This is a genomic window from Tessaracoccus sp. MC1627, assembly GCF_014164725.1.
GTDB lineage: Bacteria > Actinomycetota > Actinomycetes > Propionibacteriales > Propionibacteriaceae > Arachnia.
On sequence record NZ_JACJGA010000006.1, the window covers coordinates 255,532 to 277,892 of the forward strand.

At 67.3% G+C, this 22,361-nt stretch carries 18 protein-coding genes and 1 pseudogene; 9 read left to right on the forward strand and 10 right to left on the reverse strand.

Going from position 1 to position 22,361, the window contains the following annotated elements:
* Positions 1-77: 77 nt before the first annotated feature.
* Positions 78-785, forward strand: a complete 708-nt coding sequence (locus tag H5399_RS13490; protein WP_182783515.1) for a Crp/Fnr family transcriptional regulator — start codon at positions 78-80, stop codon at positions 783-785.
* Here the strand turns inward: H5399_RS13490 and H5399_RS13495 are convergent.
* The 8 genes from H5399_RS13495 to H5399_RS13530 all read right to left on the reverse strand — a co-directional run bounded on the left by H5399_RS13495 (position 775) and on the right by H5399_RS13530 (position 11,152).
* Positions 775-2,583 carry an ABC transporter ATP-binding protein gene (locus H5399_RS13495; RefSeq protein ID WP_182783517.1) on the reverse strand — a complete coding sequence of 603 codons (1,809 nt, stop codon included), beginning with the start codon at positions 2,581-2,583 and terminating at the stop codon, positions 775-777. The genes H5399_RS13490 and H5399_RS13495 overlap by 11 nt on opposite strands.
* Positions 2,584-2,625: 42 nt before the next feature.
* Positions 2,626-3,615: a galactofuranose ABC transporter, permease protein YjfF gene (gene yjfF / locus H5399_RS13500; RefSeq protein ID WP_182783519.1), complete on the reverse strand. Its 990-nt coding sequence runs from the start codon at positions 3,613-3,615 to the stop codon at positions 2,626-2,628.
* Entirely contained in the window at positions 3,612-4,700 is a 1,089-nt protein-coding gene (locus H5399_RS13505; protein WP_220491008.1) for an ABC transporter permease, read from the reverse strand. The genes yjfF and H5399_RS13505 overlap by 4 nt, the downstream gene beginning before the upstream one ends.
* Positions 4,697-6,232, reverse strand: a complete 1,536-nt coding sequence (locus H5399_RS13510; RefSeq protein WP_182783521.1) for a sugar ABC transporter ATP-binding protein — start codon at positions 6,230-6,232, stop codon at positions 4,697-4,699. The genes H5399_RS13505 and H5399_RS13510 overlap by 4 nt, the downstream gene beginning before the upstream one ends.
* Before the next feature lie 35 nt (positions 6,233-6,267).
* Complete coding sequence (locus tag H5399_RS13515; RefSeq protein ID WP_182783523.1) at positions 6,268-7,266, reverse strand: ABC transporter substrate-binding protein; 999 nt, start codon at positions 7,264-7,266, stop codon at positions 6,268-6,270.
* 195 nt (positions 7,267-7,461) lie between these two features.
* Positions 7,462-9,306: a beta-L-arabinofuranosidase domain-containing protein gene (locus H5399_RS13520; RefSeq protein ID WP_220491009.1), complete on the reverse strand. Its 1,845-nt coding sequence runs from the start codon at positions 9,304-9,306 to the stop codon at positions 7,462-7,464.
* Between the two features lie 133 nt (positions 9,307-9,439).
* Positions 9,440-10,726 (reverse strand): citrate synthase, encoded by a 1,287-nt coding sequence (locus H5399_RS13525; protein WP_182783527.1) that lies wholly within the window; start codon positions 10,724-10,726, stop codon positions 9,440-9,442.
* Between the two features lie 183 nt (positions 10,727-10,909).
* Positions 10,910-11,152 (reverse strand): DUF6458 family protein, encoded by a 243-nt coding sequence (locus H5399_RS13530; protein WP_182783529.1) that lies wholly within the window; start codon positions 11,150-11,152, stop codon positions 10,910-10,912.
* Between the two features lie 137 nt (positions 11,153-11,289).
* Between H5399_RS13530 and H5399_RS13535 the strand changes: the two genes are divergently transcribed.
* The 4 genes from H5399_RS13535 (at position 11,290) to H5399_RS13550 (ending at position 14,899) form a co-directional block, all read left to right on the forward strand.
* Entirely contained in the window at positions 11,290-12,627 is a 1,338-nt protein-coding gene (locus H5399_RS13535) for an MFS transporter (protein WP_370585771.1), read from the forward strand.
* A 93-nt stretch (positions 12,628-12,720) separates the two neighbouring features.
* Positions 12,721-13,356, forward strand: a complete 636-nt coding sequence (locus H5399_RS13540; RefSeq protein ID WP_182783531.1) for a hypothetical protein — start codon at positions 12,721-12,723, stop codon at positions 13,354-13,356.
* A 262-nt stretch (positions 13,357-13,618) separates the two neighbouring features.
* Entirely contained in the window at positions 13,619-14,092 is a 474-nt protein-coding gene (locus tag H5399_RS13545) for a toxin-antitoxin system HicB family antitoxin (RefSeq protein ID WP_182783533.1), read from the forward strand.
* A gap of 12 nt (positions 14,093-14,104) precedes the next feature.
* Positions 14,105-14,899 carry a DUF4097 family beta strand repeat-containing protein gene (locus H5399_RS13550; protein ID WP_182783535.1) on the forward strand — a complete coding sequence of 265 codons (795 nt, stop codon included), beginning with the start codon at positions 14,105-14,107 and terminating at the stop codon, positions 14,897-14,899.
* A 560-nt stretch (positions 14,900-15,459) separates the two neighbouring features.
* Here the strand turns inward: H5399_RS13550 and H5399_RS13555 are convergent.
* Positions 15,460-16,350, reverse strand: a complete 891-nt coding sequence (locus H5399_RS13555; protein ID WP_370585772.1) for an ATP-binding cassette domain-containing protein — start codon at positions 16,348-16,350, stop codon at positions 15,460-15,462.
* Positions 16,253-17,473 (reverse strand): TIGR04053 family radical SAM/SPASM domain-containing protein, encoded by a 1,221-nt coding sequence (locus H5399_RS13560; protein ID WP_370585773.1) that lies wholly within the window; start codon positions 17,471-17,473, stop codon positions 16,253-16,255. Before H5399_RS13560 ends, H5399_RS13555 begins: the two co-directional genes overlap by 98 nt.
* A gap of 304 nt (positions 17,474-17,777) precedes the next feature.
* Here H5399_RS13560 and chvE point away from each other — a divergent pair, with 304 nt between their 5' ends.
* The 4 genes and pseudogenes from chvE to H5399_RS13580 all read left to right on the forward strand — a co-directional run.
* Complete coding sequence (gene chvE, locus H5399_RS13565; RefSeq protein WP_304650546.1) at positions 17,778-18,920, forward strand: multiple monosaccharide ABC transporter substrate-binding protein; 1,143 nt, start codon at positions 17,778-17,780, stop codon at positions 18,918-18,920.
* A gap of 75 nt (positions 18,921-18,995) precedes the next feature.
* Positions 18,996-20,534: a multiple monosaccharide ABC transporter ATP-binding protein gene (mmsA, locus tag H5399_RS13570; protein ID WP_182783541.1), complete on the forward strand. Its 1,539-nt coding sequence runs from the start codon at positions 18,996-18,998 to the stop codon at positions 20,532-20,534.
* Entirely contained in the window at positions 20,534-21,709 is a 1,176-nt protein-coding gene (gene mmsB / locus H5399_RS13575) for a multiple monosaccharide ABC transporter permease (RefSeq protein WP_182783568.1), read from the forward strand. The genes mmsA and mmsB overlap by 1 nt, the downstream gene beginning before the upstream one ends.
* A 330-nt stretch (positions 21,710-22,039) precedes the next feature.
* Positions 22,040-22,361: pseudogene (locus H5399_RS13580) on the forward strand (hypothetical protein); the annotation flags it as partial.

Below are 22,361 nucleotides of genomic sequence, written 5' to 3' on the forward strand. Positions count from 1 at the left end.
GGTAGGACTGAATCCTACTCGGCGGGAGAGTCGTTCGGCATTGCCTGACAGACTGGGTGTTGGGGCAGGCTGGGGCCATGACTCAGCACGCTCAGACCCATCACGCCGGCGACACCTGCGTGGCGCTGGTCCCCGTCTTCCGCGGGCTGGATGCCGGCCAGCAGGAGGAGGTGGCAGGATTCGCGAGGCCCATCAGGGCCGCCGCCGGTGAGCAGCTGCTCGCGCCGACGGACCGGACCAGACGCCTCCTCGTCGTCCACCGCGGAAGCGTCCGCGTGGTGCACCTGCTGGACACGGGCCACGAGCGCGTCGTGCGGGTGATGGGTCCGGGCAGCGTCGTCGGCGAGGCTTCGTTCATCCTGGGTCGCCGCCCCGACAACTACGCCTATGCCGAGACCGACGTCGAGCTGTGCTCGTTCGACCACGCGGACCTGGCGCGCCTCGTCGCCCGCTACCCGGACATCGCCGTGCGGATGCTGCAGATGCAGGCCGAGCGGCTGGCCGCTGCCGAGCGGATGCTGGCCGCGTTCGGGGGGCGGGACGTGGGCGCGAGGGTCGCGGCGTACCTGCTGGACCTTCCGTCCCGCCGCGAGCCCGGAGGCGCGGTCGTCGAGCTGCCCATGGCGAAGAAGGACGTGGCGAGCTACCTGGGCACCACCCCGGAGACGTTCAGCCGCCGGCTCCGCGACCTCGTCGACGACGGCGTGGTGGAGCTGGCGGGCCGACGTGGGGTGCGGATCCTCGACGCGGAGGGCCTCGAGCGCCGCGCCGACGCTACTGCGTGATGTCGTAGCGCAGGAGGCGCGCCTTGTCCGCCTTCCGCGTGGAGCCCTGAAGGGCCAGCAGCTCGGCGTAGATGCCGTCGGTGGTGGCCAACTCCGCAGGGGTGCCGATCTCGTCGATGCGACCGTCACGCAGCGTCACGATCCTGTCCACCGTCGAGATGGTGGACAGCCGGTGAGCGATGATCAGCGTGGTCCGACCCTCCATCAGCTCCTCCAACCCGGCCTGCACCGCGCGCTCGGACTTGGTGTCCAGGGAGCTGGTGGCCTCGTCGAGGATGAGGATGGGAGCATCCTTGAGCAGGGCGCGCGCCACGGAGAGCCGCTGCTTCTGCCCGCCGGAGAGCTTGACGCCCCGCTCGCCGATCTCGGTGTCGAAGCCGTTGTGGAGGTGCGAGATGAAGGACAGCGCATTCGCCCGCCTGGCCGCGACACTCAACTGCTCGTCAGTGACGCCGTCCTGCCCGTAGGCCATGTTCTCGCGGATGGTGCCGGAGAACAGGCTGGCGTCCTGGAACACCACGCCCACCTCGCGGCGGAGCGCCACCGTCGGCACGTCGTCGACGGACTGGCCGTGGACGCGCAGCGCCCCGGAGGTCACCGGGTAGAGCTTCATGATGAGGTTGACCAGCGTGGTCTTGCCGCCTCCGGACTCGCCCACGAACGCGATCCGTTCGCCGCGGTTCACCCTGAGGTCGATGTCTCTCAGGACCAGCCCGTCGGCGCCGTCACCGTCGCCGTAGCCGAAGTCAACGTGGTCGAACTCGATCACCGGATCGGAGTCCACCCACTGCACCACGGCCGACGGCGCGGCCTCCAGGGCGTTGTTGGGCTCGTCGGTCTCGTTCATCACCTTGAAGTACTCGCGGCTTCCAGCGACGGCGCGCTGCGTCATGTCCACCCAGTAGCTCATGGAGGTGACGGGCATCCGCGCCATGGTGGTGAGCTGGATGAGGAGGACCATGGTGCCGACGCTGTACTGGCCGCTGGCCGTCTGGTAGAAGATGATGGCGTAGATCCCGAAGAACACCACGTCCAGCGCCCCCCGGCGCCAGAGATCCATGGTGTGCCAGAACCGGGACTGCTGCCGCGACAAGGCGATGGCGTCGCGGTAGTGGCCCTTGAAGGACTCCAGCTCGCTCTTCTCGGTGACGAAGCTCTTCACCACCCGCATCTGTCCGATCACCTCGGAGAAGCGGCCGCCTGAGATGTCGTAGTGGTCGTTCTTCTGCTTCTCCCACACCTGCCACTTCTTCGACGTCCTGGCCGTCAGCCACACGAAGGTCGGGTAGATGAGGATGAGCAGGATCGTCAGCCACGGCGAGTAGAACGCCGTGATGACGAGCACCGCGAGCAGTGTCACCACGGTCGGGAAGAAGCCGTTGCTGAAGGTCTGGAGGAAGTCGGTGATCGACGTGATGGAGCGGTTGAGCCGGGAGATGATGGTGCCGGTCAGCTCGTTGTCGTAGTAGCGCTGCGGGAGCCGCAGCAGCTTGCGGTAGTAGTTGGCCGACAGGATGGCGCGCAGCCGCACGGACATCAGGTCGCCGAAGTAGCCCGAGAGGTTCGTGATCGCCGAGTTCGCCAGGGCGATGATCAGCAGCACCACCGCCAGCCACATGAGGTCCGCGACGGTGCCGCCGCGTCCCTCCGCGATGTCGACCACCGTGTCGGTGGCCCTGGCGATGACGAACGGCGTCAGTAGCGCGGTGGCCGAGGTGGCGATCGCGCCGAGCGTGACGGTGAGGTAGAGGGGCCACAGCTCTTTGGCTGTGGCCATGATGGTGACGATGCTGCGCACGGGGTGACTCCTTCGGTGGGCACTCTACCCACGTCGACCGGGTCACTCCCGCTTGCGACTCAGCAGCCGTTGCAGCACGACGAAGATCAGCAGGAGAACCCCGATGACGATCTTCGTCCACCATGACGACAGGGTGCCCTCGTAGGTGATGATCGTCTGGATCAGGCCCAGGACGAACACACCGAGGAGCGAGCCCAGCACGTAGCCGCTGCCGCCCGTCAGCAGGGTCCCGCCGATCACGACCGCCGCGATCGCGTCGAGCTCCATGCCGACGCCCGTCAGCGCGTACCCGGATCTGGAGAACATGGCGAAGAGCAGGCCGCCGAACCCGGCGCAGGTGCCGGAGACCACGTAGGCCAGCACCTTGGAGCGGGCGACCGGCAGACCCATCATGAGCGCCGACTGCTCCCCGCCGCCCAGCGCGTACACGGTGCGCCCGAAGCGCGTGTAGTGGAGGATGTAGACCGCCAGCAGGACGAGGGCCAAGGCGATCATGACGGCAACCGTCAGGCGGAATCCTGACGAGCCGAAGGCAATGCTGCGGCCGGTCAGGGTCACGAAGGACTCGTCGTTGATCGCGATCGACTCGGGCGCGATCACGAAGCAGAGCCCGCGCGCGAAGAACATCCCGGCGAGGGTGGCGATGAATGGCTGGACCTTGAAGATGTGGATGATCAGGCCGTGCATGAGCCCGATCGTCGATCCGACCAGCACCGCCATCGGCAGCACCACCTCGATCGGCCATCCGTCCCGGAGCGTGGAGGCGGTGACGATGGCCGACAGTGCCAGGACCGCGCCCACCGAGAGGTCGATGCCGCCGGTGATGATGACGAAGGTCATGCCCACCGCCAGAGCGATGAGGAAGGAGTTGTTGATCAGCAGGTTGCCGAGCATCCGCGCGGAGAGGAAGTTGTCGTAGCGCAGGCCGCCCACGATGAGCATCAGTGCCAGGACGACGAAGGTGCCGATGACCGGCAGCTGGGCCGCGGAGAGCCGGAAGCGTGGGCGCGCGCGCTGGGTTGTCGTGCTCATGCCGCGACCGCCTGCACCTGGGGACGCCGCCGGCCCCAGTGTTCGAGTTTGTCTCGAACCACCGGCGACTGGAGCAGCGTCACCGCGATCACCACCAGGGCCTTGAACAGCGGCGTGACCAGCGGCGAGATCCCGAGGATGGTCACGGTGAGGGAGAGGGTGGTGATGATGAACACTCCGATCACGGTGCCGCTGAGGGAGAACTTGCCGCCGGCCAGCGATGTGCCGCCGATCACGACGGCGAGAATGGCATCCAATTCGATGAAGAGCCCCGCGTTGTTCGCATCCGCGGCCATGACGTTGGCCGACAGCAGCAGCCCCGCGATGCCGGCGAACAGCCCGCCGACGATGTAGACCGTCCACGTGATGGTGCGTGCCCGCACGCCCGCGAGCCGCGCGGCCGCCGGGTTGATGCCCACCGCCTCGATCAGCATGCCGAGCGCGCCCTTCCTGCAGACGAGGAGAACGATGAGGAACGCCGCGGCGGCGATCCACGCCGGGACGGGCAGTCCGAGCACCCAACCGGAGCCCAGCCACTTGTACGGGGTGGAGTTGACGGTGGTGATGAAGCCGTTGGTGATCAACATGGCGATGCCGCGCCCCGCCATCATGAGGATGAGGGTGGCGATGATCGGTTGGATGCCCAGCACCGCGACCATGAACCCGTTCCAGGCGCCGAGCACCAGGCACAGCGCGAGCGCCATACCGATGGCGGATGCGACGGTGAGCACCGAGTCGGGGTCCGGCGACGCCTGGATCGTGCTGAGTGCCAGTGCTCCCGAGATGGCGACGATGGCACCCACGGAAAGGTCGATGCCACGCGTGGCGATGATGAGCGTCATGCCCAACGCCACCAGCATCAGTGGGGCCGAGTTGCGCAGGATGTCGATCAGCGAACCGAAGAGGTGCCCGTCGCGGACGGTGACGGCGAGGAAGTTGGGCCGGTAGATGGTGTTGGCGGCGAGCATCGCAACGAGTGCGACGAGTGGCCAGAACAGGTTGTGCGACACCATCCGGGAGAGCCTTCCCGATCGGCGCGTCTCCTGGGAGGTGTCAACGCTCGGTGTGGTCGGTGCATCGGTCATCGGGCGGCCCCCGCGATCTGGGTCACGACGTCGTTCACGGTGAGGTCCCCACTGTTGGTGAGCTCGGAGATCTTGCGCCGGTCGCGCATCACCACGATCCGGTTGCTCAGCCGCAGCACTTCTTCCAACTCGGCCGAGATGAACACCACGGACATGCCGTCCGCGGCGAGCTCCGCGACGAGCTTCTGGATCTCCGCCTTGGCGCCGACGTCGATGCCGCGGGTGGGCTCGTCGAGCAGGAGGAGCTTGGGTTGCGTGGCGAGCCAGCGTGCCAGCAGGACCTTCTGCTGGTTGCCGCCGGACATGTTCCGTACGAGCAGGTTGGGGTTGGCGGGGCGGATGCTGAGCGCCTTCATGTAGTGGTCGACGATCTCGTCGGCCTGCTTGTCAGGCAGCTTCCGCAGCCATCCGCGGTCCGCCTGCACGGCGAGGATGATGTTCTCGCGGACCGTGAGGTCGCCGACGACGCCCTCGGCCTTGCGGTCCTCCGAGGAGTAGGTGATGTGGGAGTCAAGCGCGGCGCGGGGACCGCGGAACTTCGCAGGCTTCCCCTCCACCTCGAGCTCGCCGGTGGTGGACATGTCCGCGCCGCACAGCAGCCGGGCGAGCTCGGTGCGGCCGGAGCCCAGCAGGCCGGCCACGCCGACCACCTCGCCCTCGTAGAGGTCCAGGTCGAACGGTTCGATGGTGCCCTTCCGGCCCAGGCCAAGTGCCCGGACAAGAGGCCGACGCTCGGCCCCGGCGGCCGGAGCGGCCACTCGGAGGTGTCCGAGAGCCTCCAGGGATCGGCCGATCATCTTGGACACCAGCTCGTGCTGGCTGAGGTCCCGGGTGAGGTATTCACCGATGAGCAGCCCGTTGCGTAGCACGGTCAGGCGGTCCGCGATGGCGTAGATCTGGTCCAGGAAATGGGAGACGAAGAGGATGGCCACGCCCTGGTCGCGCAGGCCCCGCACCACGGTGAACAACTGCTCCACCTCCCCCGCGTCGAGTGAGGACGTGGGCTCGTCGAGCACGAGGACCTTGCAGTCGATGGAGGTGGCGCGGCAGATCGCGACGAGTTGTTGGATGGCCAGGGAGTGGGTGCTGAGCTTCGATGCCGGGTCGATGTCCAGCCCCATCCGGCGCAGGTGCTCGCCCGCGGCCCTGCGGGTGGCGCCCCAGTTGATGAACGGCCCTGAGCGCAACTCCTGCCCGAGCATCACGTTCTCCGCCACAGAGAGGTTCTCGCAGAGATTGACCTCCTGATAGACGGTGCTGACCCCGGCCTGGCGCGCCTGTTCCGGGCTGCTGAAGCGGACCTGGGAACCCTCGACGACGATGGTGCCGGAGTCGATCCCGTAGATACCAGTGAGCGCCTTGATCAGGGTGGACTTACCCGCCCCGTTCTCGCCCATGAGGGCATGGACCTCGCCCGGCAGGAGTCGGAAACTCACGTCCTGCAGTGCTTTGACCCCGGGAAATTCGATCGAGATGTCTGTCATCTCGACGATCGGGGCCACCTCGCTCTGAGCGAGGTCCGATGCCGTCATAGGTGTTCTCCTGTGGTTGTCAGGTGCGGCGGGGGTCAGTACTGACGGTCCGCGATGACGGCCTTGGCCGCCTCCTGGTCGAACGCCTCATCCTTGACCACGATGCGCTTCTCCACCTCTTCACCGGCCAGCACCGACTTGGCGATGTCGGCGAGGTCCGGCCCGAGCAGCGGGTTGCACTCGACGATGTAGTTGATCTTGCCGTCGACGAGGGCCTGCATGCCGTCCTTGACCGCGTCGATCGTGATGATCTTGATGTCCTGGCCGGGCACCTTGCCGGCCGCTTCGATGGCCTCGATGGCGCCCAGGCCCATGTCGTCATTGTGGGCGTAGACGATGTCGATCTTGTCGTGCTTCTGCAGGAAGCCCTCCATGACCGTCTTGCCCTCGGTGCGGGTGAAGTTGCCGGTCTGGGAGTCGATGATCTCGAGATCGGTGCCCTCGATGGCGGAGGCGAACCCGGTCTTGCGGTCGTTGGCAGGGGCCGAGCCGGTGGTGCCCTGCAGTTCGACGATGGTCAGGCCCTGGCCGTCGTACTGCTCCTTGGCCCACTCGCCGGCCATCTCGCCCTCCTTGACGAAGTCCGAGCCGATGAAGGTGGCGTAGAGGGAGTCGTCATCGCTGTCGATGGCGCGGTCCGTGAGGACGACGGGGATCCCGGCGTCCTTGGCCTCCTGCAGGACTGCGTCCCATCCGGTCTCCACCACGGGGGAGAACGCGAGGATGTCCACGCCCTGCGAGATGTAGGAGCGCAGCGCCTGGATCTGGTTCTCCTGCTTCTGCTGCGCGTCGGAGAACTTCAGGTCGAAGCCGTTCTCCTTGGTGAGGGTGTCCTGGATGGACTTGGTGTTGGCCGCGCGCCAACCGGATTCGGCCCCCACCTGCGAGAAGCCGAGCACGATCAGCTCGCCCTCGGCCCCTCCGCCCGTGCTTCCGGACGGGGTGGAGGCAGTGTCGTCCGCGCACGCGGCGAGCGGCACGATTGCCGCCGCGGCCAGTGCGCCGAGAATGGTCCTGCGATTGAACTGCTGCATCAAAGGCTCCTAACACGTGTGATGCACAGCGCCTGGTTGCCCAACCGCGACACCTTCGTCGCATCCCCCGGGTTTCCTGGCGCATCGTGTGAACGTTCACATCGAATGCCTTGATCCTTGCCCCTTGTCGGCGCAAGGTCAAGCGGGCGCCGATAGATTTATCGAAACGTTACGAGACGCCAAAACTTTCGCCCACTAGGCGTTGGGGAGCCAGACGCGCATGGCACCCGAGGCGCGGTTGCCCCAGGTGTGGAAGGGGATGGCCCGCACTGTGACCGGCTGCCCCGTGGGGGCGGTGGCTGGCGCGCCGTACAGCGGGCCCACCCCCGGCCGTGGGGTGACCGCGATCTCGAGCCCGCCGTCGGACTCGATCGGCGCACTGGTGGCGTCGACGATCACATCGTCCAGGCGGATCCCCTCAGGGAGGTCCACCTGCTCGACGCAGTACACCTGGGGTCCGCGCTCGAGCGCGAGACAGCCGCGCACCGAGTCCACGCGATGGTTGGCCTGCGTCCAGCGGGGGGCCATCGGCAGGTCGAGGGCGAGCGGGGTGGCTGCGAGTTCGACGCGAGCGTAGCCGTCGGCGTCCGGCTGGACCGGCTGCCCGTCGATGGTGGGAGCATCGGCCCAGCTCGGGATCCGGAGAGCGACAGGAAGGCCGGCCGGGCCGGCGATCTCGACGCGGCCGTCGTCGGGGTAGCTGGTGCGCACGACAACGATTCCGCCGCCGAGGGCTTCGGGCACGTCGATCTCGCAGGCGGTGTAGAGGTGGAGCGCCAGGGCGTCGCCGTCGATGGAAGCCACGTAGCCGCTCAGCTGGGCGAAGACGCGGGCGATGTTGGGCGGGCAGCAGGCGCAGGCGTACCAGGGGGTGCGCTCACGGGGTGCGCTCTCTTCCGAGTAGCGGTCTGGGCGCAACTGGAGCGGGTTGGAGTAGAAGAATCGGGTACCGGACCCGTCGAGCGAGGCGGCCAGCGCGTTGTGCAGCTCGCGCTCGATGGTCTCGGCGTAGCGGGCGCCGCCCTCGGCCAAGTACATGCGCCAGTTCCAGTGCAGGTCCGCGATGGTGGCGCAGGTCTCGGCGTAGGCGCGGTCCGACGGCAGCTCGTAGTCGTCGCCGAACGCCTCGTCGCGGTGGCGCGAGCCGAATGCGCCGGTGATGTACATCTTGCGCTCGTGGGCGCTGTCCCACTGGGCGCGCATCGCAGCCAGCAGCGACTGGTCGCCCTCCTCGAGGACCAGGTCGGTCACCCCTGCGTTGAGGTAGAGCTGCCGGACGGCGTGGCCGACGGCGCTGGTGGATTCCCGAACCGTGGCGTGGTCCTGGAAGTAGCGGGCCCCGAGTGAGCCCACCTTGAGCAGGCCGGAGCCGCGGTGGTCCACCTGGTGGCGGGCCAGGTCCAGGAAGCGGCGCTCGCCGGTGTGCCTGTAGAGCTCCACTAGCGCGGTCTCCAATTCAGGGTGCCCGCAGTATCCCACCTTGTCAGTTGCTGGTCCGAAGGTGGCGTCCACGAGGTCGACGAAGCGGACGGCGATGTCCAGGAGGTCGGTGCGGCCGGCGCGGGCCAACGCGACGGCGGCCTGCACCATGTGGCCGAGCACGTACATCTCGTGGGTCCAGTCCAGCTCCGCGAACTTCTTCTCGGGGTGCACGCCCTGGATCCAGGTCATCACGTAGCCATCCGGCTCCTGGACGCGGGCCACGAGGCCGATCACGTCGTCGAGCCAGGCGTCGAACTCACGGGTGCCGGTGCGGGCGATCTCCCAGGCCACCGCCTCGATGGTCTTGTAGAGGTCTGAGTCGGCGAACCAGAACCCGCGCCATTCGGCGGTGGACTCGCCGATCAGACGGCGGAAGTTGTCCAGGTTGCCGGCCTCCTCGAGCTGGGCGATGCAGTGCGGGATGGTCGCGGCGGCGTTGCGCAGCTGCCAGGCGCCCAGCCGCGAGGCGGGGTCCAGGCGGACCCCGGTGATCGCGACGGGGTGACGCGGGCCTGCGGCCAGAGGGGAAGCGGGGGCGACGAGCGGGAGGGTGGCCACGGGACAGCCTTTCATCGTTGAAATACGTGTCCAATGGTGCCCCGTCGTGCGGGAGCGGTCAACCCCTCCCCGACCCTGCAGGTGAACGACGAAGGGCCCACTCCCGACGGGAGTGGGCCCTTGAAGTCGGACGTCAGCGCTCGGTGATCGGCACGTAGTCGCGCTTCTTCTCGCCGATGTAGATCTGGCGCGGACGCCCGATCTTGCGGTTGGGGTCCGCGTGCTGCTCGCGCCACTGCGCGATCCAGCCGGGGAGCCGGCCGAGGGCGAACAGGGCCGTGAAGTGCTGCGAGGGGAATCCCATCGCCTCGTAGATGAGGCCCGTGTAGAAGTCCACATTGGGGTACAGCTTGCGTTCGATGAAGTAGTCGTCGTTGAGCGCCGTCTCCTCCAACTCCAGCGCCATGTCGAGCAGCCGGTTGTTGCGGCCGGAGATGCGCAGCAGCGCGTCGGCGTGACCCTTGATGATCTTGGCGCGCGGGTCGTAGTTCTTGTAGACCCGGTGGCCGAAGCCCATCAGCTTCACGCCGGACTTCTTGTCCTTGACCTGGCTGACGAACTCCTTGATGTCCAGGCCCTCATCCTGGATACGCGAGAGCATCTCCAGCACGGCCTGGTTGGCGCCGCCGTGCAGAGGGCCGGACAGCGCGTTGACGCCGGAGCTGACCGAGGCGTAGATGTTGGCATCTGCCGAACCCACGAGCCGCACCGTCGAGGTGGAGGCGTTCTGCTCGTGGTCCGCGTGCAGGATGAACAGCGTCTCGAAGGCACGGACGATGTCCGGGTCGATGTGGTACTCCTCCTGCGGCGTGCCGAAGGACAGGCGCAGGTAGTTCTCGACGTAGCCGAGTCCGGTCTGCGGGTAGAGGAACGGCTCCCCGACGGAGCTCTTGTACGCGTAGGCGGCCAGGGTGGGCATCGAGCCCAGCAACCGGAGCGACGCCTCCTCGACCTGGTTGGTGTCGTGCACCGAGAGGGTGTCGCGGTGGAACGAGCCGAGCGCCATGATGCCGGCGGCGAGCACCTGCATGGGGTGGGCGCCGCGCGGGAAGCAGCGGAACAGCTCGCGCATGCGCTCGTCGAGCATCATGCGGCGCGAGATCTTGAGGCTGAACTCGTCGAGCTCATCCTGCGAGGGGAGGTGACCGTAGATGAGGAGGTAGGTGACCTCGATGAACGTGGCCTGCTCGGCGAGCTGCTCGATGGGGTAGCCGCGGTACTGCAGCACACCCTCGTCGCCGTCGATGAACGTGATCGACGACGTGCACGACGCGGTGTTCACGAAGCCGGGGTCCAGGGTGGTGGCGCCGGTCTGCGCCAGGACCTTGCCGATGTCGAATCCATCGTTGCCCTGCGTGGCCTCCACGATCGGCAGTTCAAGCTCGAGATCCCCGTACCTGAGGAATCCGCTGTCGGTCATGCGTTGCCTTTCTTTTGGGTCCCGGCGACCGTCGTGGGCGCCGTTGATGCCTACTCACTGGCCTGCACCCCCACCCTACAACGCTGGAGGGAACCTCCGGAAAGCGTCCAATCTTGTTGTAGAGACCACACAAAACAGCCCCCACCCGTCAGAGCGACGGGAGGGGGCTGCAGAGTCGGTGGGTCAGATGCCCTCGGAGGACTCCGAACGGCGAACGGTCTCGCCGGTGGCAGGGTCGCTGACCACGCGGGTCTCGGTGGTGCGGCTGCGGTTGGAGGCGAGCAGCGCCCAGATGAGGCCGACGACACCTGCCGCCATCAGGATGTAGCCCACGAGATCCAGGCTGATGTAGGGGACGTCAGCCTCCACTGCGAACGTGAGGATGGCGCCGAGCGCGATGAGGAAGACGGATGAACCGATACGCATGAGTGGCTCCTTGCTTGTTCAGATGTATCTCTCCCTCATACCCACTTCGGCGGATTTCAAACATCGCCCCCTCCCGGAGCAACCGACGTTTCCCGGGATGACGCTCACCGTTCACCCGTTCGGCATACATTGCTCGCGTGACGATCGAGCCGCCCCCCGCCGTCGACGCCGTGCCACAGGCCGGCGCGCTGTCCTCCACCAAGGCCCCGCGCAGGAAGGTGGTCGCCTGGGCATTCTGGGACTGGGGCACGCAGCCGTTCGCCACAGTGATCACCACGTTCGTGTTCTCGGTCTACCTCACCAGCTCCGCCTTCGGTGAGAAGGACCAGGTCACCATCCAGCTGGCCTGGGCGACGGGTACCGCGGGCCTGCTCATCGCCCTGCTGGCCCCGGTGCTCGGCCAGGGCGCGGACCGCACGGGAAAGCGGATGTTCCACCTGCGCTGGCAGACCTGGCTGCTCGCGGCGATCTGCGCGGCGATGTACTTCGTCGCGCCGGCGCCCGAGTACTTCCTGCTGGGCGCGGTGCTGCTGGGCGCGGGCAACGTGGTCTCGGAGATCGCCAACGTCAACTACTACTCGGCGCTGGACCAGGTCAGCACCCCGTCCGACGTGGGCCGGGTGAGCGGCCTGGGCTGGGGCCTCGGTTACCTCGGCGGCATCACCATCCTGCTGGTCATCATCGCTGTCCTGGGCTCCGACTTCACGCCCGACGACGTGCGGCTCTCGATGCTCATCTGCGGGGCCTGGACTCTGCTGTTCACCATCCCGATCTTCATCGCGCTCAAGGACCGGAGGCCCGATCACGTGCCGCCGTCGCTGGGCATCGTCGGCTCCTACCGCGAGCTGTTCCGCTCCATCGGGCGCGTGGGCCGCGACAACCCCAACACCCTGTTCTTCCTCGTCGCCTCCGCCCTGTTCCGCGACGGCCTGGCCGGGGTGTTCACCTTCGGTGGCGTGCTCGCCGCCGGCACGTTCGGCTTCACGTTCGGCGAGGTGGTGATCTTCGGCGTGGTGGCCAACGTCGTCGCCGGCCTTGCGACGATGCTGTTCGGCCTGCTCGACGACAGACTCGGCCCCAAGCGGGTGATCCTGTTCTCCCTCGGGATGCTGGTGGCCCTCGGCCTGGGCATCTTCTACTTCCACGACGGCGGCAAGACCGTCTTCTGGATCTTCGGCCTGGGCATGACCCTGTTCGTCGGGCCGGCGCAGTCGGCCAGCCGATCCTTCCTTGCGCGCCTCATCCCCGAGGGCATGAGCGGCGAGATGTTCGGGCTGTATGCGACGACCGGGCGCGCGGTCAGCTTCCTGGCACCGCTGATGTTCGGGTTGATGATCACGGTGGGTGTCGCGGTGACGGGCGACGCGCAGGAGTCCAGCCAGCACTGGGGCATCCTCGGAGTGGTGCTGGTGCTGCTGGCCGGCTTCATCGTCGCCTTGTTCGTCAAGCAGCCGCAGCGCGCCGTCGCCTCGTGACCTTGCGGACGGCGCGCGGAACACCGGACCATGGTGGGGATCCGGTCGTCGACAGGCGGTGATGCCCAACCGCCGCGAAGCGGAGGTCTGCCCATGCTGCTTGACGCCAGCGTCGTCTCACGCTCAGACCTCGTTCGTGCCCCCAGGCACAAGGAATGGTGGTACGTGGGCTGGGTGGACGACAGCCGCACGGTCTACACGAGCTTCCACGCCATCAGGCTCCCGCCGGTGGATAACGTGGTCTTCACGGTCTTCGATCTCGCGGCCGGAAGGCCCGTGGCCCGGTCGCGGAAGTTGTTCCTCACCGCCCCGGCCGGTCTCGACCACACGGAGCTGCGTGCCGACTCGCGGCGGGGCCAGGTCCACTACTCGGGATCAAGCGAGGCGGGCTGGAGCCTGCGGTTCTCCGACGGCGGCGTGGAGGCCGACGTAATGATCCGCCCCACCGCCCCTCCGTTCATCAAGAAGGAGAACCAGTTCGCGCATCAGTACTCAATGGTCAGCTCGATGCACACCGCCGTGCGCGGGTCCGTCGGGGCGGACGGCCGCGAGTACGCCTTCACCGATCCCCTCGGATACGCCGACCATTGCTCCGGACACCTGCCGCGCCGGACGGGCTGGCTTGCGTTGTGGCTCCTGGTCAAAGGAGTGAAGGCCACCGGATCCGGGATCGACGTCCTGCCCGCCACGCCTGCAGCCATCGCCAGCAGCGACGGACCATCGAACTGACAGTGACGGCCCACCCCCGTACGACTTGGACCACAGCGTTCAGGCACGGCCTGGGCGGAGCAGCGGGATTCTGGGTGACGAACCCTCGATCCCACTCCCACCCATCGCGGCGGGATGGCGCGAGGCTACCGTCCGCGGCTCGTCGTGTCCGGATCTACGGAGTCGGTCCGGCGACGCGGGTGGCAAGGTCGTCGAGTTACGCCCGGTGTTGAGTGCCTAAATGGTGCTTGCAGTGACATCACAGTAGTGTCATAGTGGAGTCATGGACCTGGACCCCTACCTGAACGCATTGCGCGACGACCTCGCCAAGGCCACCGCGCTTGCCGATGAGCACACGCGCAGCGTGGCTGCGCGCCTGCTGGCCGCGCTGGAGCCCGCCCTGCGGCTGCGGCTGATCGAGACGCTGACCGACGCAGCGGCATCCCTCAGCGCCGAGCTGGGCGACGTCGTGGAGGTGCGCATGGACGGCCGGGACCCCGTGTGGTGGGTCCAGCACCAGATTGCGGACGGCGCCGTGGAACCAACGCTGGTGCCGCCCGAGGGCGAAGCCGACGGCACCGCCCGCATCACCCTCCGCCTGCCCGAGGCCGTCAAGACGAGGGCGGACGCGGCAGCGGACTCCGCCGGCACGTCCCTCAACACCTGGATCGTCAACGCGGTCCGCGCCTACCTCGTCGGGGTCGCAGGCCGCGGCCCCGACCTCCGCACCGAGCGCCGGATCACCGGCTGGGCCTGAGAGGGGACCACCATGAGCGCCACCGCAACCCTTCGCCGCGAGACCTTCCCGGCATCCGCAAAGACCACGCTGCACGTGTGGGTCCAGGCGGCCGACGTCACCGTTCGGCACGAGGCCACCGACACGTGCACGATCGAGGTGGCCTGCCACGACGAGGCCGACCTCGGCCAGGTCGAGTTTTCTACAGCTGGAGACGTCGTCGGCGTGCGCGTGCCGCCGCTGCTCGTCGAGCAGTCGGGACGCCGCGGACTCGCCATCGACCTAGGCTTCCTGAGCCTCTCGCTCGGCGACGCGCGGGCCCGTGGCGTCACCGTCACCGCCGTGCTGCCCGAGGGTGCGTCCGTGCAGGTCGAGTCGAAGTCCGGGGACATCGTGGTCGGGGGACGCTCGGCGCGGACGAAGCTCCGGACCGGGTCGGGTGCCGTCACAGTCGAGGAGGCCGACGAGGCCGTGCTCGCCGCCGGGTCGGGCGACGTGACGGCCGAGCGCATCCACGCCGACGGGCAGGTTCGCACGGGCTCTGGAGACGTCCGGGTGCGGCACGCCTCCGGCACGCTGACGGTCGGGACAGGGTCCGGTGACCTCGAGGTGGCCTTGTTCGACGGCGCCGCCATCACGCTGCGGACGGCGTCCGGGGACGTCAGCGTCGGCCTACCGACCGGCGTCCCGATCTGGCAGGACGTCCAGTCGACCAGCGGCGACGTGGACGCCCGCCTGGAGCCGGCGGGCCAGCCCGTAGAGGGGGACCCCTTCATCACGGTGCGGGTGACCACGGCGTCCGGGGACGTCACACTGCGCAACGCCTGACAATTCCAAGAGACGCCCCCGGGGCCCGGCTGCCCCCTAGCCGGGGGCGGGCCGACCAGCGCAGAGCGGTCGGGTAGGTCCTGACCTCACTTGCAGTGGTGGAGGGAGGCGGTGAGTCGTGCGATTGGCGGCCGTCAGGGATCGAGGTGTCAGGCTGGAGGCGGCGACAAACGACGGCTCCTACGCTCGCATGTTCCGGCGACACGCCCATCCTTTCAGCGCCTGGTCGAGGCTGTGGGCGCGCCGCTTCACGGCCTGAGTGCGAGGGAAGAACACCGGCACCGACTACGTTTCATGCACGCCAACCCGCACCCCCAGACCAGCACGACACGCCGTCGCGATAGACCCTCGGGGACCCATGCGGGCACCGACGCGGGGTCCGACGGCGTTTCGTGCACGCCACCCAGGATGCCGTTCCTCGTGGGTGAAGTCTCGAGGTGCCCCATCCTGGCTCCCACCTCCGTGTCGGGCTGCAACTTGCTATCCACAGAGCGGCTTCTGTGCATATACACAGAAACCGCCCCATGGATAGCATCCTGCAGGCCTGGGCCCGAGTCAGGTCAGGCCGCCGCCGTCTCACGCGCGTGGCGCCGTCGCTCCTCACGACGGATCGCCTGCCGGTCCGGGTCAGGAACCGGCGAGGCGAGCAGCAGCTTCTGCGTGTAGGGATGCTCGGGTCGACCCGTGACCTGCTCCGCCTCCCCCTGCTCCACCAGCTCGCCCTTGTACATCACCGCGACCCGATGGCTCACGTGCCGCACCACGTCCAGGTCGTGCGAGACGAACAGGTACGACACCCCGGTCAGCTGCTGGATCTCCAGCAGCAGGTCAAGCACCCGGGCCTGCGTCGAGAGGTCCAGCGCGCTCACCGGCTCGTCGCACACGATGAGCTTCGGCCGCAGCGCCAGCGCCCGCGCGATGGCGATCCGCTGCCGCTGCCCGCCCGAGAACTCGCGCGGCAGCCTGCCCATGGCGTCCAACGGCATATGCACCCGGTCCAACAGCTCCTGCACCCGCTTGAGGGCGTCCGGGCCGGTGACGCCCTGGATGCCCAGCGGCTCGGCGAGAATGTCGCCGACCGTCAGCGACGGGTTGAGGGAGCTGTACGGGTCCTGGAAGACCACTTGGAGGTCCTGGCTCAGCTTGCGCCGGTCGGACCGGGTGGCGTGGCTGATGTCCTGGCCCTGGAAGACGATCCGACCCTCGGTGACGGGCGCCAGGCCCAGCACCGCCCGGCCAAGCGTCGTCTTCCCGGAGCCGCGGGCACCGACTCCGGGTCCGACGGCGTTTCGTGCACGCCACCCGGCACCTCCGGACCAGCAGGACACACCGTCGCGACGGGGCCCCGGCGACCTATGCGGGCGCGGTCTCCAGGTCCGACGGCGTTTCGTGCACGCCAAGCAGACCCGCGGGCTGGTAGACGCAGGTGGGGTCCGAGGCGAGGGGGTCACCCAGCATGGCGTGAGCCCTCGCCCGCGACCCTCCGCAGATCCAGTTGAACTCGCACACCCCGCATTTGCCCGAATACGACGAGGGGTCCCGCAACGCCTTCATCATCGGCGCCTCGGCGTAGATTTCGCGGAAGCTCTGCTCCTTCACCGATCCGCAGCGGTGCGGCAGGAACCCCGACGGGTAGACGTCGCCGATGTGGTCCACGAACGCGAAGCCGCGACCGCTGTTGACGCCGATCGGCGGACGCGGCGGCCGCCGCTCCAGGACCTCACCCAGCAGGGCGTCGGTCTCGGCAGTCAGCCAGGCATGCAATTCTCCGCGGACCGGCAACGGCCGACCGGCCGCGCGGGCGTCGTCGCGCTGGATGGCGACGCGACGGTAGTTCGGCGCTTCCGTGACCTTCACCGCGATCCGGTCGGAGACGTCGTGCAGCCAGTGCAGCACGTCCTCCATCTCGTCCGGATCGAGCGGTTCGAGGTTGGATCCGCGACCCATCGGCACCAGGAACAGCACGTACCACATGCCCGCGCCCATCTCCATGGTCCGCTTGAGCAGCTGAGGGAGCTCGCGCAGGTTGTTGCGGCAGATCGTGGTGTTCACCTGGAACCGGAAGCCGTGCTTCACCACCAGTTCGGCGGCCGCCATGGTGTCCTCGTAGGTGCCGTCGATGCCACGGAACGAGTCGTGGGTCTCAGCGGTGGCGCCGTCGAGGGACAGCGAGAAGGCCTTCACCCCGGCCTCGCGCACCGACGCCAGACGCTCGTCGGTGAGCAGCGGCGTGACCGACGGCGACAGTGCGATCGGCAACCCGATGGAGGTGCCGTAGGCGATCAGCTCCTCCAGGTCTGCGCGCTCGAACGCGTCGCCGCCGGAGAGGATGACGATCGGCTTGGGGGTGCCGTAGGCGGCGAAATCGTCGAGGAGGGCCTTGCCCTGCTCGGTGGTGAGCTGCCGGGGGTCCGCCCGGGTGAAGGCATCAGCGCGGCAGTGCCGGCAGGCCAACTGACAGGCTCGGGTGACCTCCCAGACCAGCACGTGGGGGCGCTCCCCGGCGTCGTGGTGGAGCGTGCGGACCACGCCCTTGCGGGCCTCGTGGGGGGCGGTGCCTGGGTGCGGAGTCACCGTCCGGATACTACACAGCGTCGTTTCGGAGCCGACCCCCACCCTCGCCGTCGAAAGTGCATGGTGGGAGCGCTATCAGATCGTTACAATTTCGCAACCATGTCAGGCCTCAGAATCGGTTGACAGCGCTGCGACTGCGCGACAGACTCAAGCGCAACGGAGAGACAGCGCCGTCCGAGATCCGGCCCACAAGACACCGTGTGCGGAGTTCGCCCAGCGCTCAGCGCTTCGTTCATACCCGCACAACCCCACGAGGCGGCGTCGGTCCGCTCGAAGTGAACGTTCACAGGAGGAACGAATGAAGATGAAGAAGTTCGTAACCGCAAGCGCAGGCCTGCTCATGGCCTTCGCCCTCACCGCGTGCGGTGGCGGCGGCGCCGGAACAGCCACCACGCCGGCCGCCTCGGGTGACGCCACGGCGTCCGCGAGCGCCCCCATGGAAGAGGGCGGCAGCGTCGGCGTGTCGATGCCCACCCAGACCTCCGAGCGTTGGATCGCCGACGGCGAGGCCGTCAAGTCCCAGCTCGAAGAGGCCGGCTTCGAAGTCGACCTCCAGTTCGCCAACGACGACATCCCCACCCAGGGCCAGCAGATCGACCAGATGATCACCCAGGGCGTCAAGGTCCTCATCATCGCCGCCATCGACGGCACCGCACTCGCCCCCCAGCTGGAAAACGCCGCCGCCCAGGGCATCAAGATCATCTCCTACGACCGCCTGATCCGCGACAGCGCCAACGTCGACTTCTACGTCTCCTTCGACAACTTCAAGGTCGGCGTCGCCCAGGGCCAGGCCCTCATCGACGGCCTCAAGGCCCGCGGCGAAGGCCCGTTCAACATCGAGCTGTTCGCCGGCTCGCTTGATGACAACAACGCCTTCTTCTTCTTCGACGGCGCCATGAGCGTCATCCAGCCCGAGATCGACAACGGCACCATGGTGGTGGTCTCCGGTCAGACCGACATCGAGCAGGCTGCCACGCTTCGCTGGCAGCAGGAGACCGCGCAGAAGCGCATGGAGGACCTCCTCACCGCCAACTACCAGGGCGACACCAAGGTTGACGGCGTGCTGTCGGCCTACGACGGACTCTCCCGCGGCATCATCACCGCCCTGCAGAACAACGGCTACTCGGGCACCGTCGCCGACAGCTTCCCGATCGTCACAGGGCAGGACGCCGAGATCGCCTCCGTCAAGCTGATCCAGGACGGCATCCAGTCCTCGACCATCTTCAAGGACACCCGGCTTCTGGCCGAGCAGGCCGTCACAGCCGCCCAGGATCTCCTGGCCGGCAACGAGCCCGAGGCGAACAACACCGAGGATTACGACAACGGCGTGAAGGTCGTTCCGTCCTACCTCCTCGATGTTGTGACCGTCACCAGCGAGAACATCACCGAGGCGCTCGTCGACACCGGCTACTGGACCCAGGAGCAGATTGACGCAGGCGTTGCCTGATCCAGGCACCCGCGGTGGCCCGGCCCTTCAGGGGCCGGGCCATCGTCGCCCGTTGACAGCGAAGAAAGGCGACGCATGAGCGACACACAGAACATCCTCGAGATGCGCAACATCACCAAGACCTTTCCTGGTGTCAAGGCCCTCTCGGACGTCACACTTGAGGTTGAGCGCGGCGAGATCCACACCATCTGCGGCGAGAACGGGGCCGGTAAGTCCACCCTCATGAAGGTGCTCTCCGGTGTGTACCCGCACGGCACCTACGAAGGCGACATCATCTTCGAGGGCAAGGAGTGCAAGTTCAACTCCATCAACGACTCGGAGCACGCGGGAATCGTCATCATCCACCAGGAGCTCGCCCTGGTCCCGCTCCTGTCGATCGCCGAGAACATCTTCCTCGGCAACGAGCAGGTCGAGCGCGGGGTGATCGACTGGCACAAGACCAACGCCGAGGCGGCGAAGTTGCTGGCCCGGGTGGGTCTGGACGAGAACCCCATGACGCCGATCAACCAGATCGGCGTCGGCAAGCAGCAGCTCGTGGAGATCGCCAAGGCGCTCTCCAAGCAGGTCAAGCTGCTCATCCTCGACGAGCCCACCGCCGCGCTCAATGACACCGATTCGGCGCACCTGTTGGACCTGCTCCGGCACCTCAAGGGGCAGGGGATCACGTCGATCATGATCTCCCACAAGCTCAACGAGATCACCGCCATCGCCGATGCCACCACGGTGATCCGCGACGGCATGACCATCGAGACCCTCGACAGAGGCCCGGACATGACCCAGGAACGGATCATCAAGGACATGGTCGGCCGCGAGCTGGACAACCTCTTCCCCGATCACACGCCCAACATCGGCGAGGAGATCATGCGGGTCGAGGACTGGACGGTTCTGCACCCCACCGTCGCCGGCCGGAAGGTCTCCGACAACGCCTCCTTCGACGTCCGCGCCGGGGAGATCGTCGGGATCGCCGGCCTCATGGGCGCGGGCCGCACCGAGCTGGCGATGAGCCTGTTCGGAGGGGCCTACGGCCGCAAGATCGGCGGGAAGCTCTTCCTCCACGGCAAGGAAGTCCAGCTCCATTCAGTGGCAGCAGCCATTGACGCCGGTCTCGCCTACGCCACCGAGGACCGCAAGCGCTACGGCCTCAACCTGATCGACGACATCCGTCGCAACATCTCGGCCGCCTCGCTGGACAAGATCGCCTCCAACGGGGTGGTCAACTCCAACGAGGAGATCAAGAACGCCGAGCGGTACCGCAAGGAGATGCGGATCAAGACCCCCACCGTGATGAACGTGGTGGGCCAGCTCTCCGGCGGAAACCAGCAGAAGGTTGTCCTCTCGAAGTGGATGATGACCTCCCCTGAGGTATTGATCCTCGACGAACCCACCCGCGGCATCGACGTCGGCGCCAAGTACGAGATCTACACCATCATCAACGCGCTCGCCGACGCAGGGAAGGCGGTGGTTGTGATCTCGTCGGAGCTCCCTGAGCTCCTCGGCATCTGTGACCGCATCTTCACGTTGGCCTTCGGACGCATCACAGGCCAACTCCCCCGCGGAGAGGCAACCCAGGAGAGCCTCATGAAGCTCATGACCAAAGAAAGGGAGGCCGCGTGATGGCCACCGTCAAGGACCTTTTCTCCAAGAACCTCCGCCAGAGCGGCATCGTCATCGCGTTCGTGGCGATCGTGCTCCTGTTCACGGTGCTGACCGGCGGGACGCTGCTCAATCCCATCAACGTCAGCAACCTGATCCTCCAGTACTCCTACATCCTGATCCTGGCGATCGGCATGCTGTTCGTCATCGTCGTGGGCCACATCGACCTGTCGGTGGGTTCCGTGGTGGCACTGGTGGGCGCGGTCTCGGCAACGCTGATCATCAAGAACGGCATGCCGTGGTATGTCGGCGTCATCGCCGGCCTCATCGTCGGCCTCGCGATCGGCGCCTGGCACGGCTTCTGGGTGGCCTACGTGGGCATCCCGGGCTTCATCGTGACCCTGTCGGGCATGTTGCTGTTCCGTGGCATGACGTTCCTCGTGCTGGGCTCGGTCTCCCTGTCCCCGATGACCCCGGAGTACCAGCAGATCGCCAACGGCTTCCTCAACGGGCTGTTAGGCGGTAACGGCTTCGACCTGTTCACGTTGCTCATCGGCGTGTTCGCCATCGCCGGCTTCGCCTGGACCCAGTGGCGCAGCCGCAGCGCCCGCATCCGCTACGAGCAGGAGGTGGAGGGCATGCCGCTCTTCATCTTCAAGCTGGTCGCGGTGGCCGTCGTCGTGATGTTCTTCGCCTGGAAGCTTGCCACCGCGCGTGGCTTCCCGATCGTGCTGATCATCCTGGCCGTGCTGGTGCTGGTCTACTCGTTCCTTGCCAAGAACTCGATCTACGGCCGTCACGTCTACGCCATCGGCGGCAACATCAACGCCGCCCTGCTCTCCGGCGTCAAGGTCAAGCGCACCATCTTCTGGGTGTACGTGCACATGGGCCTCCTCACCGGCGTGGCCGGCGTGGTGTTCTCCTCGCGCACCAACGGCGCCCAGCCGGGCGCAGGCAACATGTTCGAGCTCGACGCGATCGCGGCCTGCTTCATCGGTGGCGCAGCCGTCACCGGCGGCGTCGGCACCGTGATCGGCGCCATGATCGGCGGCCTGGTGATGGCCGTCATGAGCAACGGCATGCAGCTGATGGGCGTCCAGACGTCCATCCAGCAGATCGTCAAGGGTCTGGTGCTGCTGCTCGCAGTGGCATTCGACATTTGGAACAAGCGTCGGGCCGCGGCCGCCAAGGCCTGATCCGTCCGCAACGCGACACGGCGCCCGGGAGCCCCCCACTCCCGGGCGCCGTGTCGCGTCGCCACGGAAGACCCTACGAGTCGGAGCTCCCCCTACCCGTTGGCTGAGGTGCCGCGCAGTGGGCTGGAGCCCTCCCCGCTGGCTGAGGTGCCGCGAAGCGGCCTCGAAGCCTAAGAAACGCGAGCCGACAAGCCAACTCGCCCGACGCGTCGAGGCCTCGCCACGGGCGCCGACCCCACCGCAACCCCCAGAAAAACTTCTCGAAGAATTTCTGCCCGGCGCCCCTGCTGGGAGCAGAAAATGTCAGTGGTCGGACATAGCGTGGAACCCATGAAGGACAAGGCGCGTGAGATCGCGGAGCAGTTGCGCTCCGCCGACGAACTGCGCCGCTTCGCCGAAGCCCAGACCCTGACCCTGCTGTGTGACCTCGCGGAGCACTACGAGGTTGACTACGACCAGGTCGTTGAGGTCCTCGCCGAGCGCAGGGTCGTGGTCGGGGGCATCGGCACCCCGGCCGTCTCCGAATTCATCGGCCTCGAACTGGCCGGCCTGCTGCGCTGCCCACCCATTGTGGCGGCCTCCAAGCTGGCAGATGCTTTGAGCCTGAAGCACCGCCATCCCTGCCTCTACGCGGCGGTGCAGGAGGGCCGGA

What these genes read in the sequence shown, in the direction of transcription:
- H5399_RS13490 (WP_182783515.1), top strand. Translation starts at nt 78, where the DNA reads ATGACTCAGCACGCTCAGACCCATCACGCCGGCGACACCTGCGTGGCG.
- yjfF (WP_182783519.1), bottom strand. Translation starts at nt 3,615, where the DNA reads ATGAGCACGACAACCCAGCGCGCGCGCCCACGCTTCCGGCTCTCCGCG.
- H5399_RS13505 (WP_220491008.1), bottom strand. Translation starts at nt 4,700, where the DNA reads ATGACCGATGCACCGACCACACCGAGCGTTGACACCTCCCAGGAGACG.
- H5399_RS13510 (WP_182783521.1), bottom strand. Translation starts at nt 6,232, where the DNA reads ATGACGGCATCGGACCTCGCTCAGAGCGAGGTGGCCCCGATCGTCGAG.
- H5399_RS13515 (WP_182783523.1), bottom strand. Translation starts at nt 7,266, where the DNA reads ATGCAGCAGTTCAATCGCAGGACCATTCTCGGCGCACTGGCCGCGGCG.
- H5399_RS13525 (WP_182783527.1), bottom strand. Translation starts at nt 10,726, where the DNA reads ATGACCGACAGCGGATTCCTCAGGTACGGGGATCTCGAGCTTGAACTG.
- H5399_RS13530 (WP_182783529.1), bottom strand. Translation starts at nt 11,152, where the DNA reads ATGCGTATCGGTTCATCCGTCTTCCTCATCGCGCTCGGCGCCATCCTC.
- H5399_RS13540 (WP_182783531.1), top strand. Translation starts at nt 12,721, where the DNA reads ATGCTGCTTGACGCCAGCGTCGTCTCACGCTCAGACCTCGTTCGTGCC.
- H5399_RS13545 (WP_182783533.1), top strand. Translation starts at nt 13,619, where the DNA reads ATGGACCTGGACCCCTACCTGAACGCATTGCGCGACGACCTCGCCAAG.
- H5399_RS13550 (WP_182783535.1), top strand. Translation starts at nt 14,105, where the DNA reads ATGAGCGCCACCGCAACCCTTCGCCGCGAGACCTTCCCGGCATCCGCA.
- chvE (WP_304650546.1), top strand. Translation starts at nt 17,778, where the DNA reads ATGAAGAAGTTCGTAACCGCAAGCGCAGGCCTGCTCATGGCCTTCGCC.
- mmsA (WP_182783541.1), top strand. Translation starts at nt 18,996, where the DNA reads ATGAGCGACACACAGAACATCCTCGAGATGCGCAACATCACCAAGACC.
- mmsB (WP_182783568.1), top strand. Translation starts at nt 20,534, where the DNA reads ATGGCCACCGTCAAGGACCTTTTCTCCAAGAACCTCCGCCAGAGCGGC.